Below are 15,055 nucleotides of genomic sequence, written 5' to 3'. Positions count from 1 at the left end.
GGAGAGATGCCTCTCGGGGGGCGATCGCCGTCGCGCCTCCCGCCGCGCTCCGGCAGCCCGGGACCGGTCCGGGTTCGGTGCGCGCGATGGGTCAGGGCGAGGCGGGGCCGGAGCACGCGATCCGCGGCCCTGCCGCGGCGGCCTCGGCGCGCCCGGGAACCCCGTCCCGGACGCGCCCGGGGGCTGCCGTCAGCCGAGCGTGGCCGGCTTGAGGGCGCCGGTCCGGTCGTGGAAGTCCGGGCCGTTGGTGGTGCGGGCCACGTGGCCGGCGCGGATCAGGTAGTCGCCGAAATGCTCGCCCGGCTGCCGGCCCCTCGCGTAGTCGGCGAACAGCGGGTCGAGGGTGTCGCGGATCTCGGAGGCCGCCACGTCCTCCTTGTAGAGCTTGCTCAGCCGCGAGCCGTCGTGGGCCGCGCCGAGATAGAGGTGATAGCGCTCGGGGCCGCGGCCCACGAGGCCGATCTCGGAGATGAACGGCCGGGCGCATCCGTTCGGGCAGCCGGTGGAGCGGATCGTGATCTCCTCCTCGGCGAGCCCGTGGGACGCGAGGCTCTCCTCCAGCTCGGTCATCAGGTCCGGCAGGTAGCGCTCGCTCTCGGCCAGCGCGAGGCCGCAGGTCGGCAGGGCCACGCAGGCGAGCGAGCTGCGCCGGAGCGCGCTCGCGCCCCGGGTCAGGCCGTACTCATCGACGAGGGCGTCGATCTCGGCGCGCTTCTCGGCCGGGACGTTGGCGATGATCACGTTCTGGTTGCCGGTCAGGCGGAAATCGCCCTGGTGGACCTCGGCGATGCGGCGCAGACCCGAGAGGAATTGCGGGCCGCCGTCGATGTCCTTGATCCGGCCCGAGGGCACGTAGAGCGTCAGGTGGTGGCGGCCGTCGTCGCCCTCGACCCAGCCGTAGCGGTCGCCGTTGCCCGTGAAGGTGAAGGGCTTGGGCGCGCCGAGCTTCTTGCCGACCCGCTTCTCCACCTCGGCCCGGAAGGCGTCGAGGCCGTAGCGCTCGATCGTGTACTTGAGCCGGGCGTTCTTGCGGTTCTTGCGGTTGCCCCAGTCGCGCTGGACCGTCATCACGGCTTCCGCGACCTTCAGGGCGTCCTCGGGCTTCACGAAGCCCATCACGTCGGCGGTGCGCGGGAAGGTGTCGGGCTCGCCGTGGGTCATGCCCATGCCGCCGCCCACCGTGACGTTCCAGCCGGTGACCTGGTTCTTCTTGTCGAGGATCGCGATGAAGCCGAGGTCGTGGGCGAAGATGTCGACCTCGTTGGAGGGCGGCACCGCCACGACGGTCTTGAACTTCCGCGGCAGGTAGGTCCGGCCGTAGACCGGCTCGACCTCGGCCTCGTCCTCGCCGCCGACCACGCGCTCGCCGTCGAGCCAGATCTCGCGCCACGCGCTGGTCTTCGGCAGCAGCGAGTCGGAGATGTCCTTGGCGAGCTGGTAGGCGGCCTTGTGGGCGCCGGTCTGGGCCGGGTTCGTCGCCGCCATGACGTTGCGGTTGACGTCGCCGCAGGCCGCGATCGTGTCGAGCAGCGCGCCGTCGATGGCGGCCATCGTGCGCTTCAGGTTCGACTTGATCACGCCGTGGTACTGGAAGGTCTGGCGCGTGGTCGCGCGCAGCGCCCCGCCCGCGTAGGTCCGGGCGATGTCGTCGAGGATCAGCCACTGCTTCGGGGTGATGACGCCGCCGGCGATGCGCAGGCGGATCATGAAGCTGTAGGCCTTGTCGAGCTTCTTCTTGGTCCGCTCGGGGCGCAGGTCGCGGTCGTCCTGCAGGTACATCCCGTGGAACTTCACGAGCTGCCCGTCATCCTCCGAGATCGCCCCGGTGGCGTGCTTCAGGAGCCCGTCCGCCAGCGTGCCGCGGAGGTAGCCGCTGGCGATCTTGATGTGCTCGTTCGCGGCGAGTTTCTCCGCGCGCGCGGCCTCGGCATCCGTGATCGGCCGGGAGGTCGGCGGGGTCTCGTAGACGCGCTTGGCCGGTGTGGCGGCAGAGCCGGGGGCCGGGGTCTCGGCGGCGTCGCGGGGGCTGTGGTCGTCCATGGGGTGAATCCGTCTGTCTGAACGCGTCTTCCTCCCCGGTGGGGAGGGGGCGAGCGGAAGCGAAGCCGGTGCAGGACTGGAACCGGATCCGCGACCTCGGGGTGAGGGCTGCGCCCTCTCCGGAACGACCTGATCCCTCACCCTGCCCCTCTCCCGCCCGGGAGAGGGGACCTGCGTCACGCCTGTCTCTGCCGCATCTCGTCGAAGGCCCCCCGCGGTGCGGGGAGCGGTGTGTCCTCAGTAAACGTCCTGCTGGTAGCGGTGGCTGCGCTCCAGAGCCGCGACCTGCGCCTCGGCGTCGGCGGCGCTCAGGCTCTTGGCCGTCTCGTAGGCCTTCACGACCGCGGCGCGCACGTCCTTGGCCATGTTCTTCGCGTCGCCGCAGACGTAGAGATGCGCGCCCCCGTCCAGCCAGGAGACCAGCTCCTGCGCGTGCTGGGTGATCCGGTCCTGCACGTAGACCTTCTCCGGCTGGTCCCGCGAGAAGGCGACGTCGATCTTGGTGAGCGACCCGTCCTCCAGGGCGTCCTGCCACTCGAGCTGGTACAGGAAGTCGTGGGTGAAGTGCCGGTCGCCGAAGAACAGCCACGACCGCCCGGGGGCTTCCACGGCCCGGCGCTCCTGCACGAAGGCGCGGAACGGCGCGACGCCGGTGCCGGGGCCGACCATGATGATGTCGGTGGCCGGATCCTGCGGCAGGCGGAAGTGGCGGTTCGGCTTCAGCCGCACCCGCAGCTTGGCGCCGTCGCGGATCCGGTCGGCGACGTGGACCGAGGCGACGCCCGAGCGGGCCCGGCCGTGGGTCTCGTAGCGCACCGCCGCGATGGCGAGGTGGACCTCGTCGCCCACCTCCTTGCGGGAGGAGGCGATCGAGTAGGCCCGCGGCGGCAGCGGCCGGGTGATCGTGCCGATATGCTCGGCCGTGAGCTTCGCCGGGTAGGTCTCCAGCAGGTCGATCAGGTGCCGGCCCTCGATCCAGGCCTTGGCCTCGCCGCTGTCGATGAGCGTCTGCGCGTCCGCGTGGCCGGTGGCCTTCACGAACCGCTCGATCGTGGCGGCCGAGAGCGTGGTGATGTCCCGCTCGGCGAGCAGGGCCCGGCGCAGGGCCTCGTCGCCCGCGAGACCGGCGGCGTTCAGGATCTCGTCCACCAGCTGCGGGTCGTTCTCGGGGAAGATCTCCAGCGAGTCGCCCGGCTCGTAGGCCGGCGCGCCGTCCTCGAAGGCCAGCGCGAGGTGGATCGTCTCCTTGTCGGAGCGCGACGAGTTGAGGTTCACGTGCTCGACGACCTCGACCACCAGGGGCTCGCGGCTCGGCTCGGCCTCGTCGTCCTCGCCGGCGCCGGCGCGGGCGAAGTCCACCGCCACGACGTTGTCGGGCTGCTCCGCCGGGGCGAGCGCCTTCAGCGCGCCCTTGATCCAGTCGGCGGCGGGCTTCTCGAAGTCGAGGTCGAGGTCGGCGCGCTCGGCGGCGCGCTTAGCCCCCAGGGCCTCGAAGCGCGCGTCGAGCGCCTTACCGATGGCGCAGAACTCCGCGTAGGAGGTGTCGCCGAGCGACAGGACCGCGAACTCGACGCCGTCGAGGCGCGGGGCGCCCTCCCCCATCAGCTCGCCGTAGGCCCGCACGGCCCGGGCCGGCGGCTCGCCCTCGCCCCAGGTCGCCGCGATGGCGATCAGCTTGCCGGCCTTGGGCAGGGTTGCGACGTCGAGGTCGGAGAAGTCCACGACCTTCGGCTTGAAGCCCTGCTTGCGCGCGAGCTTCGCGACGTTGCCGGCGAGCGCCTCGGAGTTCCCCGATTCGCTGGCGTAGATCACGGTGAGCGGCGCGGCGGCCTTGGGCGGGGCGGCCGGCACCGCGGCCGGCTGGCCGCCCGCGGCGTCGAGCCCGGCCAGGAAGCCGGCGAGCCAGGCGCGCTGCGTGGGGCTCGCGGTGCCGAGCACCGCGTCGAGGCTGGCGCGCTCGCCGTCCCCGAACGGGGCGGTGCGCGGGAGGAGATTGGGGCGGGACATCACGGGACCATGTCGGGGCCGGTAGGGCCTGTGTCAATCGAGAAACGTTCGTTTTGCAGAACGGGCGGCGTATAGGACATCACATTCGCTGCGCTGCGAAAAAAGAGAATATCATTCTCCCACCACGGCCAGCACCGGGGCCGTCCCCGGCAGGTGCCGCCCGTTCTTGGGCGGCGCCGGCAGCGGCAGCGCCGTGGTGGACTTCACCTTCTCCATGGCGAAGCGGGAGGTGACGTTCTTGAGCGGCAGCACCGCGATGAGGTGCTTGTAGAAGCTGTCATAGGCCTGCATGTCGGCGACGACGACCCGCAGCATGTAGTCCACGTCGCCGGCCATCCGGTAGAACTCGAGCACCTCCGGCATGGCCGAGACGGTTGCGGCGAAGCGCTGCAGCCACTCCTGGGAATGGTCGGCCGTCTCGATGGACACGAACACGGTCAGCCCGAGGCCGAGCTTCACCGGGTCGAGCACCGCGACCCGGCGGTCGATGACCCCGTCGGCCTCCAGCTTCTGGATGCGCTTCCAGCACGGGGTCTGCGACAGGCCCACGCGCTCGCCGATCGCCGCGATGGACAGCGTGGCGTCCGTCTGCAGCAGGGCGAGAATCTTCAGATCGATCGCGTCCAAAGCCGTCTCCGTGGGCTTCCGCCGCGCGCGGGGCGCGGGCGCATATACGTGTCTACCGGCACCGGTGAGAAGAATCTTTTACCTCGGGCCCATGCTGCCCGCGCCGGAAGCTGTGCGCAACCGCACGCCGAACCGCCGGTCCGACCCGGTCGAGCGCGCCGGGGCGCCTTGACTTCGTTCGGTATAGCGAACATTTCGACCGCTCGACAACAGGCGCGGCGCGGGCCGTGGCCTTTCCATCACGCGAACCCCGGGACATGGCGCGATGACCCGTCCGGACCGACAGGCGGCCGACTCCCTCGCGGAGCGGCTGTCCGGGCTCGACCTTCCAGGCCGCCTCCACCTGATCGCCGCGGAGATCCCCGGCCGCCTCGTCTTCACGACGAGCCTCGGGGTCGAGGATCAGGCACTCACCCACGCCCTGGCCATGGCGGGCCTCGCGAAGGGGCGCGTCGAGATCGTCACCCTCGATACCGGCCGCCTCTTCGCCGAGACCTACGACACCTGGACCGAGACCGAATCGGCCTACGGCATCCGGATCACCGCCTACGCGCCCGAGCGCGCGGCCGCGGAGGAATTCGTGCGGGCCGAGGGCATCAACGGCTTCCGGCGCTCGGTCGCCGCCCGGCAGGCCTGCTGCGGCTTCCGCAAGGTCGAGCCGCTCGGCCGCGCGCTCGCCGGCGCGAGCGGCTGGCTCACCGGGCTGCGGGCCGGCCAGTCGGCCAACCGCGCCGCGACGCCGCTCGCCGCGCTCGACGCGGAGCGCGGCCTGATCAAGCTGAACCCGCTCGCCGACTGGTCGCGGGAGCAGGTCGACCGCTTCGTGCGCGACAATTTCGTGCCCTACAACGTCCTGCACGATCGCGGATTCCCGTCGATCGGCTGCGCCCCCTGCACCCGGGCCGTGAGGCTCGGCGAGCCGGAGCGGGCCGGCCGCTGGTGGTGGGAGCAGGAAGACAAGAAGGAGTGCGGCCTGCACGTCGGACGCCCCGGCGCGTCGGTGCAGCCGGGCCAGGAGCCCGCAATCCTCGAGCCCGCCGCCTTCGAGACCACCCCGAATCAGACACCCCGCCAGCCGGAGTTCGCCCGATGAGCGCCGCCCTCGCCGCCGCCGTGCAGCCGAGCGCCCCCGCGTCCGCACAGACCGCCGACCGCCTCAGCCACCTCAAGCGGCTGGAGGCCGAGGCCATCCACATCTTCCGGGAGACGGTCGCCGAGACCGAGAACCCGGTGATGCTCTACTCGATCGGCAAGGATTCCTCGGTCCTGCTGCACCTCGCCCTCAAGGCCTTCGCGCCCGGGCGGCTGCCGTTCCCGCTGCTCCACGTCGACACCACGTGGAAGTTCCGCGAGATGATCGCCTTCCGCGACGCCCGGGCGAAGGAGCTCGGCCTCGACCTTCTCGTCCACACCAACCCCGACGGGCTCGCCCGCGGCGTCGGCCCGGTGAGCCACGGCTCCGAGGTCCACACCGACGTGATGAAGACGCAGGCCCTGCGGCAGGCGCTCGACAAGCACAAGTTCGACGCCGCCTTCGGCGGCGCCCGCCGCGACGAGGAGGCGAGCCGCGCCAAGGAGCGGATCATCTCCTTGCGCACCGCGCAGCACCGCTGGGACCCGAAGCGCCAGCGCGCCGAGCCCTGGCACCTCTACAATCTCAAGAAGAAGCGCGGCGAGTCCCTGCGGGTCTTCCCGCTGTCGAACTGGACCGAGCTCGACATCTGGCTCTACATCGAGCAGGAAAACATTCCGATCGTGCCGCTCTACTTCGCCCAGGAGCGGCCGGTGGTGGAGCGCGAGGGCCAGCTGATCATGGTCGACGACGAGCGGCTGCCGCTCGAGCCCGGCGAGACCCCGCAGCAGCGCCTCGTCCGCTTCCGCACGCTCGGCTGCTACCCGCTCACCGGCGCGGTGGAGAGCGACGCCGCGACCCTCCCCGAGATCATCGGCGAGACGCTCGCCGCCCGGACCTCGGAGCGCCAGGGCCGGGTGATCGACAAGGACGGGGCCGGCGCCATGGAGCGCAAGAAGCAGGAGGGGTACTTCTGATGACGGTGCACCAGGCTCCCACGGCCTTCGCCGACCGCGCCGCCGGCTACGCGGCCTTCCTCACCGCCCACCGCAACAAGGCGGTGCTGCGCTTCATCGCCTGCGGCTCGGTGGATGACGGCAAGTCGACCCTGATCGGGCGGCTCCTGCACGACACCAAGCAGATCTTCGACGACCAGATCTCGGCGCTCCAGCGGGATTCCCGCAAGCACGGGACGCAGGGCGCGGAGGTGGACCTCGCGCTGCTGGTGGACGGCCTCCAGGCCGAGCGCGAGCAGGGCATCACCATCGACGTCGCCTACCGGTTCTTCTCCACCGACAGGCGCTCCTTCATCGTGGCCGACACGCCCGGCCACGAGCAGTACACCCGCAACATGGCCACCGGCGCCTCGACGGCCGACGTGGCGGTGATCCTGGTGGACGCCCGCCAGGGCCTGACCCGCCAGACGCGGCGCCACGCGCTGCTGGTCTCCAATCTCGGGATCCGCCGGGTCGTGCTGGCGGTGAACAAGATGGACCTCGCCGGCTGGGCGCAGGGCACCTTCGACGGCATCGTGTCGGGGTTCTCGGACTTCGCCCGCGGGCTGAACTTCGCCGAGGTCAAGGCGATCCCGCTCTCGGCCAAAAACGGCGACAACGTCGTGGACGCGGGCGTCGCGGCGCCCTGGTACACGGGCGGCACCCTGCTCCACTACCTCGAGACCGTGCCGGTCCACGCGGAGGCGCTCAACGCGCCGTTCCGGATGGCGGTGCAGTGGGTCAACCGGCCCAATTCCGAGTTCCGCGGCTACAGCGGCCGGATCGCCAGCGGCCGGGTGCGCCCGGGCGATAGTGTGACGGTGCAGCCCTCCGGCCGGACCTCCACGGTGGCGCGGATCTACACCGCCGACGGCGACCTGCCCGAGGCCGGCGAGGACGAGTCGGTGACCCTGGTGCTCGCCGATCAGATCGACGCCTCGCGCGGGCAGGTGATCGTGGCGACGGGCGCGCCGATGCGGGTCACCGAGACCCTCGACGCGCGCCTGTTCTGGGCGGCCGAGACCGATCTGGCGCCGGGCGCCAGCCTGTTCGCCAAGATCGGCACCGCCACGGTCACCGCGACCGTGGAGCGGATCGTCTCGCGCATCGACCCCGAGACCGGCAAGCCCGGCCCGGCCGAGCGCCTGTCGGCCAACGACATCGCCGACGTGGCCCTGCGCCTCGACCGGCCGGTGGCGGTGGACGCCTACGCGGAGAACCGCGAGACCGGCAGCCTGATCCTGATCGACCGCGAGACCACCGACACGGCGGCCCTCGGGCTGGTCCTGGCGCCGAAGGCGGAGGCCGCGCAGGCGGCGACGCCCGGTGCGGCGACCGGTGCGGCGACCGGTGCGGCGACCGGTGCGAAGCCCGCGGAAGGGGCCGGGATCCTCGCCCGTCTCGGTCGCCTGTTCGGGCGCTGAGGCCGGGCGCGCGACGCGGCTCGCGCGCGGGCCCCCGTCTCCCGCACAGGAGAGGGGGCCGGCCGCGCTTCGCGTCGGTGATACGGTGCGGGTCGCACCGCTCGGACGACGGATCAGACCAGCCTGAAGCGCAGCGCGCCGAGCCCTTCCAGCTCCGAGACCACCTCGTCGCCGGGCTTCAACCAGGCCCGGTCCTTGCGCGGGATCTTCTCGCCGAAGATCACGCCCTGCGGCGTGCCCGTGTAGAAGATGTCGCCCGGCCGGATCGTCATCACCTTCGACGCGAAGCTGATGAGCTGGCGGCAGTTGAAGATCATGTCGTTGGTGCTCCAGTCCTGGCGCACCTGGCCGTTGACCAGCGTCTTCAGCTTGAGATCGTTCGGGTCCTTCACCCGGTCGGCGGTCACCAGGTAGGGGCCGAGCGGGGCGAACCCGTCCGAGGTCTTGCCGATCATGAACTGCGAGGTCAGCGTCTGGAGGTCCCGGGCGCTGAAATCGTTGCCCGTGCAGTAGCCGGCGAGATAATCGAGGGCGTCCGCCTCGGACACGTTCCGGCATTCCCGGCCGAACACCATCACCAGCTCGGTCTCGTAGTCGAATTCCCGCGCCGCCTGGGTCGGCAGCGCGATCGTGCCCCCGTGGTGGTTCAGGGCGTTGTTGTACTTGTTGAACAGCGGCGGGTCCTTGGGGATCGGCGTGCCGGTCTCCTCCGCGTGGTGGCGGTAGTTGAAGCCCATCATGATGATCTTCTCGGGCCGCGTGACCACCGGCGCGTAGGCGATGCCGGATTCCGCCAGCACGAAGCGCCCGTCGGGGGCGGCCTCGACCGCGTCGATCAGCGCCCGCAGCGCCGGGCCGCGCCCGTTCTGGAGGAGGTCGTCCATGTCGGCGGGGACCGGCATCCCGAGCGCCCGGCCGGCGGCGGCGACGTCGAGGACGCCGTCCTTCGTCTTCACGCCCAGGGCGTAGCCGTCGCCGCGGCGCATGTTGAGGAGGACCATGTCGCGGGGCATGCCGAAGGGGGGTGCCCCCGCCGGCGTGGATCTCGGCGCCGCCGTCTGCTCCTCGGCGGCGCGGGCCGGCGCCGCGGCGGCGGCCAGGCCGGCGGCCGTGGCGGTCAGGAATTCGCGTCGGTTGCCCATGCTGCCTCTCCTCCGGTCGGCCCGTCTGGTCGCGGGCGTGAACCGGGCGGAGCCTGCACGGCCGGCGGCGGCGCCGCCAGGACCCGCGGCGGGGTCCGGGTGACGGCTCAGGCCGCCTGTGAGTCGGCGCCGAGCCCCCAGGCCCGCGCCAGCAGCGCGTAGGACTGGTGCCGCGCGGCCTGATCGGGGATCGCCGTGACGATCATCAGCTCGTCGGCCTGCGTGCGCGCGACCATGTCGGCGAGCCGGGCCCGCAGGGTCTCGGGGCCGCCCACGTGCAGGCGGTCGCGGCCGCGCTCGATCTGCATCCGCTCGCCGTCGGAATACGGGTAGGCCAGCGCCTCGGCGAGGCTCGGCAGCGGCCGGTACTCGCCCCGCTCCCGCCGCAGCGTCGCCAGCCGCGCGCTGGCCGCCAGCCGCTCGGCCTCCGCGTCCGTGGGGGCGCAGATCGCCGCCACCGCCAGGATCGCGTGGGGCTTCGCGCCGAGCCGCGTCGGCCGGAACCGGTTCCGGTAGTCCAGCATCGGCGGCTCCGCGGGCATCCCGGAGAAGTGCTGCGCGAAGCCGAAGCCGCAGCCGATCTCGCCGGCGAGGCGGGCGCTGTAATCGGAGGAGCCGAGCAGGAAGATCGGCGGCAGCGGCACGCCCGCGGGGCTCGCCTCGATCCGCGCGAACGGGTGACCTTCCGGGAAGCCGCCGTCCCAGAACAGCAATTCCTGCAGGCGGTCGAGGAAGTCGTCCCCGCCGCCCTCCCCCGGGGCCTCGCGGCGGCGCAGCGCCCGCGCGGTGAGGCCGTCCGTGCCCGGCGCCCGGCCGAGGCCGAGATCGATCCGGCCCGGGAACAGGGCCTCCAGCACCCGGAAGCGCTCGGCCACCATCAGCGGCGCGTGGTTCGGCAGCATGATCCCACCCGAGCCGACCCGGAGGTTGCGGGTCGCGGCGGCGATCTGGCCGATCATGATCTCGGGGGCCGGGCTCGCCACGTTGGGCAGCGCGTGGTGCTCGGCGAGCCAGTAGCGCCGGTAGCCGAGGCCGTCGACGTGGCGGGCGAGCGCCAGGGTGTCGTGCAGGGCCCGCGCCGGGGTGGACTCGGCGCTGACGAAGGAGAGGTCGAGGACGGAGAGCGGGGTCATGGGCAGGATCTGGTAACGATGATCCGGCAAAGCGAGGGCGGCCGCGCAGGAGAGCCCTGCGCCGCGCGCCGGGCGCGAGCGTCGGCTGCGTGCTGCGCACCGCCTTGCCGGCTCAGCGTCCCCGGCCTAGGGTCCGCCGCGCCGCAATATGGGCGGCGCCCGGGCATCCCTCGCCCACGACAATCCGGAGCACCGCACGCCATGGCTCTCCTCGCCGACGTCCTCTCGCGGGTGAAGCCGTCCGCGACCATCGTGATGACCCAGAAGGCCCGGGACCTGAAGGCGTCCGGCGTCGACGTCATCAGCCTGTCGGTCGGCGAGCCGGATTTCGACACGCCCGAGCACATCAAGCAGGCGGCGATCGACGCGATCCACCGCAACGAGACCCGCTACCCGCCGGTCTCCGGCATCGTGCCCCTGCGCGAGGCGATCGTGCGCAAGTTCAAGCGCGAGAACGGGCTCGACTACAAGGTCTCGCAGACCATCGTGGGCACCGGCGGCAAGCAGGTGCTGTACAACGCCTTCCTCGCCACGCTGAACCCCGGCGACGAGGTGGTGATCCCCCGCCCCTACTGGGTGTCCTATCCGGAGATGGTCGGCCTGTGCGGCGGCACCCCGGTCTTCGCCGACACCGACATGGCGCACGGCTTCAAGCTCCAGGCCGAGGAGCTCGACCGGGTGCTGACGCCGAAGACCAAGTGGATCGTCCTCAACTCGCCGTCGAACCCGTCGGGCGCCGCCTATTCCCGCGCCGAGATGAAGGCGCTCACCGACGTGCTGCTCCGCTACCCGGACGTGCACATCCTCACCGACGACATCTACGAGCACCTCACCTACGGCGACTTCGAGTTCGTCACGCCGGTCCAGGTCGAGCCGCAGCTGCTCGAGCGGACGCTGACCATGAACGGCGTCTCGAAGGGCTACGCCATGACCGGCTGGCGCATCGGCTACGCGGCCGGCCCGGAGAAGCTCATCAAGGCGATGGACTTCGTGCAGGGCCAGCAGACCTCCGGCGCCAGCACGATCGCGCAATGGGCCGCGGTCGCCGCCCTCGACGGGCCGCAGGATCACCTCGCCACGTTCCGGGCCGCCTTCCAGGGCCGGCGCGACCTCGTCGTGTCGATGCTCAACCAGACCAACGGGCTGACCTGCCCGACGCCGGAGGGCGCGTTCTACGTCTACCCGTCCTGCGCGGCGCTGATCGGCAAGAAGACCGAGGCCGGCAAGACCATCGAGACCGACGAGGACTTCGTCATGGAGCTGCTCCAGGCCGAGGGCGTGGCCGCGGTCCACGGCTCGGCCTTCGGGCTCGGCCCGAACCTGCGCATCTCCTACGCGACGTCGAACGCGGTGCTGGAGGAGGCCTGCCGGCGCATCCAGCGCTTCTGCGGCTCGCTGCGGTAGCGCCCCGAGTCCCCGGAGGCGTCCCGTGCCCACCGTCGCGGTGATCGCCCCGGGCGCCATGGGCAGCGCCGTCGGGGCCCGGCTCGCCGGGCACGGCGCCCGCGTGCTGACCTCCCTGGACGGGCGCGGGGCGGCGAGCCGCGCCCGGGCCGCGGCCGCCGGCATGGCGCATGCCGGGGACGGCGAGCTCGCCGCCGCCGACCTCCTGCTCGCGATCGTGCCGCCCGCCGACGCGGAGGCGCTCGCCCGCCGGCTCGCGCCCGCCCTGGCGGCGGCCCCGCGCAAGCCGGTCTACATCGACGCCAACGCCGTCAGCCCGGAGACGGTCGGGCGCATCGCCGGGATCGTCGCGGCCACCGGCACGCCGTTCCTCGACGGGGCGATCCTGGGCCTGCCGCCGCAGCCCGGCAGCCGGGGGCCGCGCGTCTACGTCTCGGGCGCGGATACGGCTCCCGCGCTGGTCCTGCGCGACCTCGGCCTCGACCTGCGCGTCTGCCCCGGCGCGGTCGGCGCCGCCTCCGGCCTCAAGATGAGCTATGCCGGCCTCAACAAGGGCCTGACGGCGCTCGCCGCGCTCGTGATCGGCGCCGCCGGTCGCGCCGGCGCCGGCGAGGCGCTGCTGGCCGAACTCGCCGAGAACGAGCCGGCGCTGCTGGCCCGGTTCGCCAGGGGCCTGCCCGACATGGCGCCGAAGGCCCACCGCTGGGCGCCCGAGATGGAGGAGATCGCCGGGTTCCTCGGTCCCGACGCGGTCGGGCGGCAGGTCTTCGCCGGCTACGCCGCGCTCTACCGCCGCCTCGCCGCGGAGGACGGCGCGGCCGAGATCGCCGCGCTGATGCGCTTCGCCGCGGCCGCGGCGGAGCGCTGATCGCCGCGGGGCCGCCGAAACGGCCCCGCCTCTGTTGCCGGCTCGGCTGTCACCCTCTACACGGGCTGTCCCCAGCGGCCGATGCGCCTGAAGGTTTCGCGAGCCCGCTCGGGCCTGCATGGCGGCGGGGTCGGCAGTGACGGGGCGGTCCGGACCAGTTCTCTGGACCGTTCCTGTGAGGCTCAGTGGGCCGAGTCGCTGCAGGAGTGTCGGGAGCGCGGGGAACAGGAACCGCGGGTCCGGCGCATGGCCCACATGATTTCCCGGCCGATCCCGCCCGCCGGACCTGTCGCGGGCGCGGGGCCCTGCCCCGTTCCGGGACAGGGGCGGCCGGGGCCGTTGCGGCTTCGTTCACGCTCCCGCGCGATGATGCGTCCGGGCCGGGGATCCGGTTCCGCGTAACCGCGTTCTCTCGGGCCTGACGACCATGCGAGCCCTGCTCACCAGCGGCATCAAGGCGATCCTCGGCATCGCCGCGCTCTCCACCGCCGCGCACTGGACCCTGCGGGTGCAGCGCGAGTCCGCCGCCCCCGCGGTCGCGACGGCGAGCCTCGCCGAGCCCACCGCGACCGGCTCCATCGAGCCGCGCCGGGTCGAGCGGGCCGCCGCGCTGGCGCCCGCGCCGGTCGCCGCGGCGGCGCCGGTTCCCGCTGCGCCCGCGCGCGCCGCCGCGGGGCTCGACCAGTCGCACCTCGCCGCCCTGATCGCCGGCGCGACGCCGCCCAAGCCGAAGCTCGCCAAGGCCGCGACCAAGACGGCCTCCGCCGAGAGGGCGCCCGTCGCCGAGAAGGTCGCGGCGAAGCGCTGAGCCCCCGCCGGCGCGGGCGACCGTGCCGGCTGCATGGTTCCCCTGCGCGCCGACGGATACCGGCGCGGCGCCGGGCGTGGCAGGGATTTCGGCCTCTACCGAGATTGGTCAGGCATGAGCACGCAGGTCGCGACCTCCGTCCCCGACGACAGCGCCGCGACGCGCGCCGATCCGGAGGCCGAGCTCGCCGGCCGCCGGCGGATCGTCGGCATCGCCCTGATGTGCGGGGCCGTCGCCTTCTTCGCGAGCCTCGACGCCTGCGGCAAGACCCTGGCGCGGGCCGGCGTCGACCCCCTGGTCACCACCTTCATGCGCTACGCGGCCAGCGTCGCCATGATCTCGCTGTTCATCAACCCGGTGCGCACGCCGGGCGTGGTCAAGAGCCGGCGCCTGCCGCTGCAGATCGCGCGCTCCCTGCTGCTCTTCGCCTCCACGGCCCTCAACTTCCTGGCCCTGCGCTACCTGCAGCTCGCCGAGACGATCTCGATCCAGTTCGCCGCGCCGCTCACCGTGGCGCTGCTCGCCGGGCCGCTGCTCGGCGAGTGGTCGTCGCGGGCGCGGCTCACGGCGATCGGCGTCGGCTTCCTGGGCGTGCTGGTGATCGTGCGGCCGGGCGTCGGCGGGATGCATCCGGCCGCGCTGCTCTGCGTCGCCAACGTCGTGGTCTACGCCTTCTACGCGATCATCACGCGCAAGCTCGCGGCCTACGACTCGACCGCCACGACCATGTTCTACACGGGGCTCGCGGGGCTCGCGCTGATGGCCCCGCTCCTGCCCTGGATCTGGACGAGCCCGGCGAGCCTGACCCACTGGGCGCTGCTGTTCGGGGTGGCGCTGTTCGGGACGCTGGGCCACTGGCTGCTGGTGATGGCCCATGCCCGGGCCCCGGCCAACGTGCTGGCGCCGTTCATCTACACGCAGCTGCTGTGGTCGGTGACGCTGGGCTTCCTGCTGTTCGGCGACGTCCCGAGCCGCTGGACCGTGGCGGGCGCCATGATCGTCGTCGGATCGGGCCTGTACCTCCTGGCGCAGGAGACGATTCGCCGGGAGGCGCGGCCGGCCGCCTGAGGCGACCGGCCGGAACCTGGCACCAGAACGTCAGCGGCCGAGGCGCTCCTGGCGCTCCATCCGCTCCTCGCGGCGGTTCTCGCGCGCCCGGCGGGCCGGGTCGGGATCGGTGCCGAGCACGCCGCCGACGGTGCCGGTCGCCGCGCCGACCGCGCCGCCGACGACGCCGCCCACCGGACCGGCCGCGGCCGTGCCGTCCTCGACGCCGCGCTGGGCGCCGCGCGCCGTGCCCTGGGCCTCCGCGGCGCCCGCGTAGGCCAGCGGCGCCAGGGCGAGGGTCGCGATCAGAAGCTTCTTCATGGGGCTACTCCCGGATATCGGTCTGGGTCGGCTCCGCGCCGCCGCGGCGGGCGGAGGGTGTGTCGGTCAACGGTTCAGACGCCGATTGGTCCCATCCGCGGTCACGGGCGCGTGATCCGCGCTGCCGCTGGCCTCGGGCCGGGGCGGCTGGTAGAGAACGCCCCATG

The 15,055-nt window shown here is 72.7% G+C and carries 13 protein-coding genes; 7 read left to right on the top strand and 6 right to left on the bottom strand.

Annotated features, from left to right (window positions below; translation table 11 throughout):
• Positions 1-189 precede the first annotated feature (189 nt).
• From ACTJK8_RS03250 to ACTJK8_RS03240, 3 genes are all read right to left on the bottom strand, one after another.
• Complete coding sequence (locus ACTJK8_RS03250) at positions 190-2,040, bottom strand: NADPH-dependent assimilatory sulfite reductase hemoprotein subunit (RefSeq protein ID WP_440761507.1); 1,851 nt, start codon at positions 2,038-2,040, stop codon at positions 190-192.
• A gap of 237 nt (positions 2,041-2,277) precedes the next feature.
• Positions 2,278-4,047 (bottom strand): diflavin oxidoreductase, encoded by a 1,770-nt coding sequence (locus ACTJK8_RS03245; protein WP_024830361.1) that lies wholly within the window; start codon positions 4,045-4,047, stop codon positions 2,278-2,280.
• 111 nt (positions 4,048-4,158) lie between these two features.
• Positions 4,159-4,674 (bottom strand): Lrp/AsnC family transcriptional regulator, encoded by a 516-nt coding sequence (locus ACTJK8_RS03240; protein WP_010686224.1) that lies wholly within the window; start codon positions 4,672-4,674, stop codon positions 4,159-4,161.
• A gap of 265 nt (positions 4,675-4,939) precedes the next feature.
• Here ACTJK8_RS03240 and ACTJK8_RS03235 point away from each other — a divergent pair, with 265 nt between their 5' ends.
• Genes ACTJK8_RS03235 through cysN form a run of 3 tightly spaced genes read left to right on the top strand, consistent with a single transcriptional unit; the run spans position 4,940 to position 8,165 of the window.
• Positions 4,940-5,767 carry a phosphoadenylyl-sulfate reductase gene (locus tag ACTJK8_RS03235; RefSeq protein ID WP_012318767.1) on the top strand — a complete coding sequence of 276 codons (828 nt, stop codon included), beginning with the start codon at positions 4,940-4,942 and terminating at the stop codon, positions 5,765-5,767.
• Positions 5,764-6,723 carry a sulfate adenylyltransferase subunit CysD gene (cysD, locus tag ACTJK8_RS03230; RefSeq protein WP_012318768.1) on the top strand — a complete coding sequence of 320 codons (960 nt, stop codon included), beginning with the start codon at positions 5,764-5,766 and terminating at the stop codon, positions 6,721-6,723. Before ACTJK8_RS03235 ends, cysD begins: the two co-directional genes overlap by 4 nt.
• On the top strand, positions 6,723-8,165 hold the full coding sequence (gene cysN, locus ACTJK8_RS03225) for a sulfate adenylyltransferase subunit CysN (protein ID WP_440761506.1): 1,443 nt from the start codon (positions 6,723-6,725) through the stop codon (positions 8,163-8,165). Before cysD ends, cysN begins: the two co-directional genes overlap by 1 nt.
• A gap of 113 nt (positions 8,166-8,278) precedes the next feature.
• Here the strand turns inward: cysN and ACTJK8_RS03220 are convergent, their stop codons facing one another.
• On the bottom strand, positions 8,279-9,307 hold the full coding sequence (locus ACTJK8_RS03220) for a fumarylacetoacetate hydrolase family protein (protein WP_024830357.1): 1,029 nt from the start codon (positions 9,305-9,307) through the stop codon (positions 8,279-8,281).
• 107 nt (positions 9,308-9,414) lie between these two features.
• Positions 9,415-10,440 carry an LLM class flavin-dependent oxidoreductase gene (locus ACTJK8_RS03215; protein WP_024830356.1) on the bottom strand — a complete coding sequence of 342 codons (1,026 nt, stop codon included), beginning with the start codon at positions 10,438-10,440 and terminating at the stop codon, positions 9,415-9,417.
• Between the two features lie 201 nt (positions 10,441-10,641).
• Between ACTJK8_RS03215 and ACTJK8_RS03210 the strand changes: the two genes are divergently transcribed.
• From ACTJK8_RS03210 to ACTJK8_RS03195, 4 genes are all read left to right on the top strand, one after another.
• Entirely contained in the window at positions 10,642-11,844 is a 1,203-nt protein-coding gene (locus ACTJK8_RS03210) for a pyridoxal phosphate-dependent aminotransferase (protein ID WP_012318772.1), read from the top strand.
• 25 nt (positions 11,845-11,869) lie between these two features.
• A complete protein-coding gene (locus ACTJK8_RS03205; protein ID WP_012318775.1) occupies positions 11,870-12,712 on the top strand; it encodes a DUF1932 domain-containing protein in 843 nt (280 codons plus the stop codon).
• A gap of 427 nt (positions 12,713-13,139) precedes the next feature.
• Complete coding sequence (locus ACTJK8_RS03200) at positions 13,140-13,520, top strand: hypothetical protein (RefSeq protein ID WP_012318776.1); 381 nt, start codon at positions 13,140-13,142, stop codon at positions 13,518-13,520.
• A gap of 114 nt (positions 13,521-13,634) precedes the next feature.
• Positions 13,635-14,588: a DMT family transporter gene (locus tag ACTJK8_RS03195; RefSeq protein ID WP_012318777.1), complete on the top strand. Its 954-nt coding sequence runs from the start codon at positions 13,635-13,637 to the stop codon at positions 14,586-14,588.
• Positions 14,589-14,618: 30 nt separating this feature from the next.
• Here ACTJK8_RS03195 and ACTJK8_RS03190 read toward each other — a convergent pair whose 3' ends face one another.
• Positions 14,619-14,888, bottom strand: coding sequence for a hypothetical protein (locus tag ACTJK8_RS03190; RefSeq protein WP_012318778.1), 270 nt, complete (start codon positions 14,886-14,888; stop codon positions 14,619-14,621).
• Positions 14,889-15,055 lie beyond the last annotated feature (167 nt).

Source organism: Methylobacterium sp. 22177 (genome assembly GCF_052045615.1).
Classification (GTDB): Bacteria; Pseudomonadota; Alphaproteobacteria; order Rhizobiales; family Beijerinckiaceae; genus Methylobacterium; species Methylobacterium radiotolerans.
The sequence above is the reverse complement of the archived record's forward strand: the minus strand, read 5'-3'. Positions and strand labels throughout refer to the sequence as shown.

Excerpts from the sequence above, each read along its gene's own strand:
- ACTJK8_RS03210 (WP_012318772.1), top strand. The coding sequence starts at position 10,642 with ATGGCTCTCCTCGCCGACGTCCTCTCGCGGGTGAAGCCGTCCGCGACC.
- cysN (WP_440761506.1), top strand. The coding sequence starts at position 6,723 with ATGACGGTGCACCAGGCTCCCACGGCCTTCGCCGACCGCGCCGCCGGC.
- ACTJK8_RS03235 (WP_012318767.1), top strand. The coding sequence starts at position 4,940 with ATGACCCGTCCGGACCGACAGGCGGCCGACTCCCTCGCGGAGCGGCTG.
- cysD (WP_012318768.1), top strand. The coding sequence starts at position 5,764 with ATGAGCGCCGCCCTCGCCGCCGCCGTGCAGCCGAGCGCCCCCGCGTCC.
- ACTJK8_RS03215 (WP_024830356.1), bottom strand. The coding sequence starts at position 10,440 with ATGACCCCGCTCTCCGTCCTCGACCTCTCCTTCGTCAGCGCCGAGTCC.
- ACTJK8_RS03245 (WP_024830361.1), bottom strand. The coding sequence starts at position 4,047 with ATGTCCCGCCCCAATCTCCTCCCGCGCACCGCCCCGTTCGGGGACGGC.
- ACTJK8_RS03190 (WP_012318778.1), bottom strand. The coding sequence starts at position 14,888 with ATGAAGAAGCTTCTGATCGCGACCCTCGCCCTGGCGCCGCTGGCCTAC.
- ACTJK8_RS03195 (WP_012318777.1), top strand. The coding sequence starts at position 13,635 with ATGAGCACGCAGGTCGCGACCTCCGTCCCCGACGACAGCGCCGCGACG.
- ACTJK8_RS03200 (WP_012318776.1), top strand. The coding sequence starts at position 13,140 with ATGCGAGCCCTGCTCACCAGCGGCATCAAGGCGATCCTCGGCATCGCC.
- ACTJK8_RS03220 (WP_024830357.1), bottom strand. The coding sequence starts at position 9,307 with ATGGGCAACCGACGCGAATTCCTGACCGCCACGGCCGCCGGCCTGGCC.
- ACTJK8_RS03250 (WP_440761507.1), bottom strand. The coding sequence starts at position 2,040 with ATGGACGACCACAGCCCCCGCGACGCCGCCGAGACCCCGGCCCCCGGC.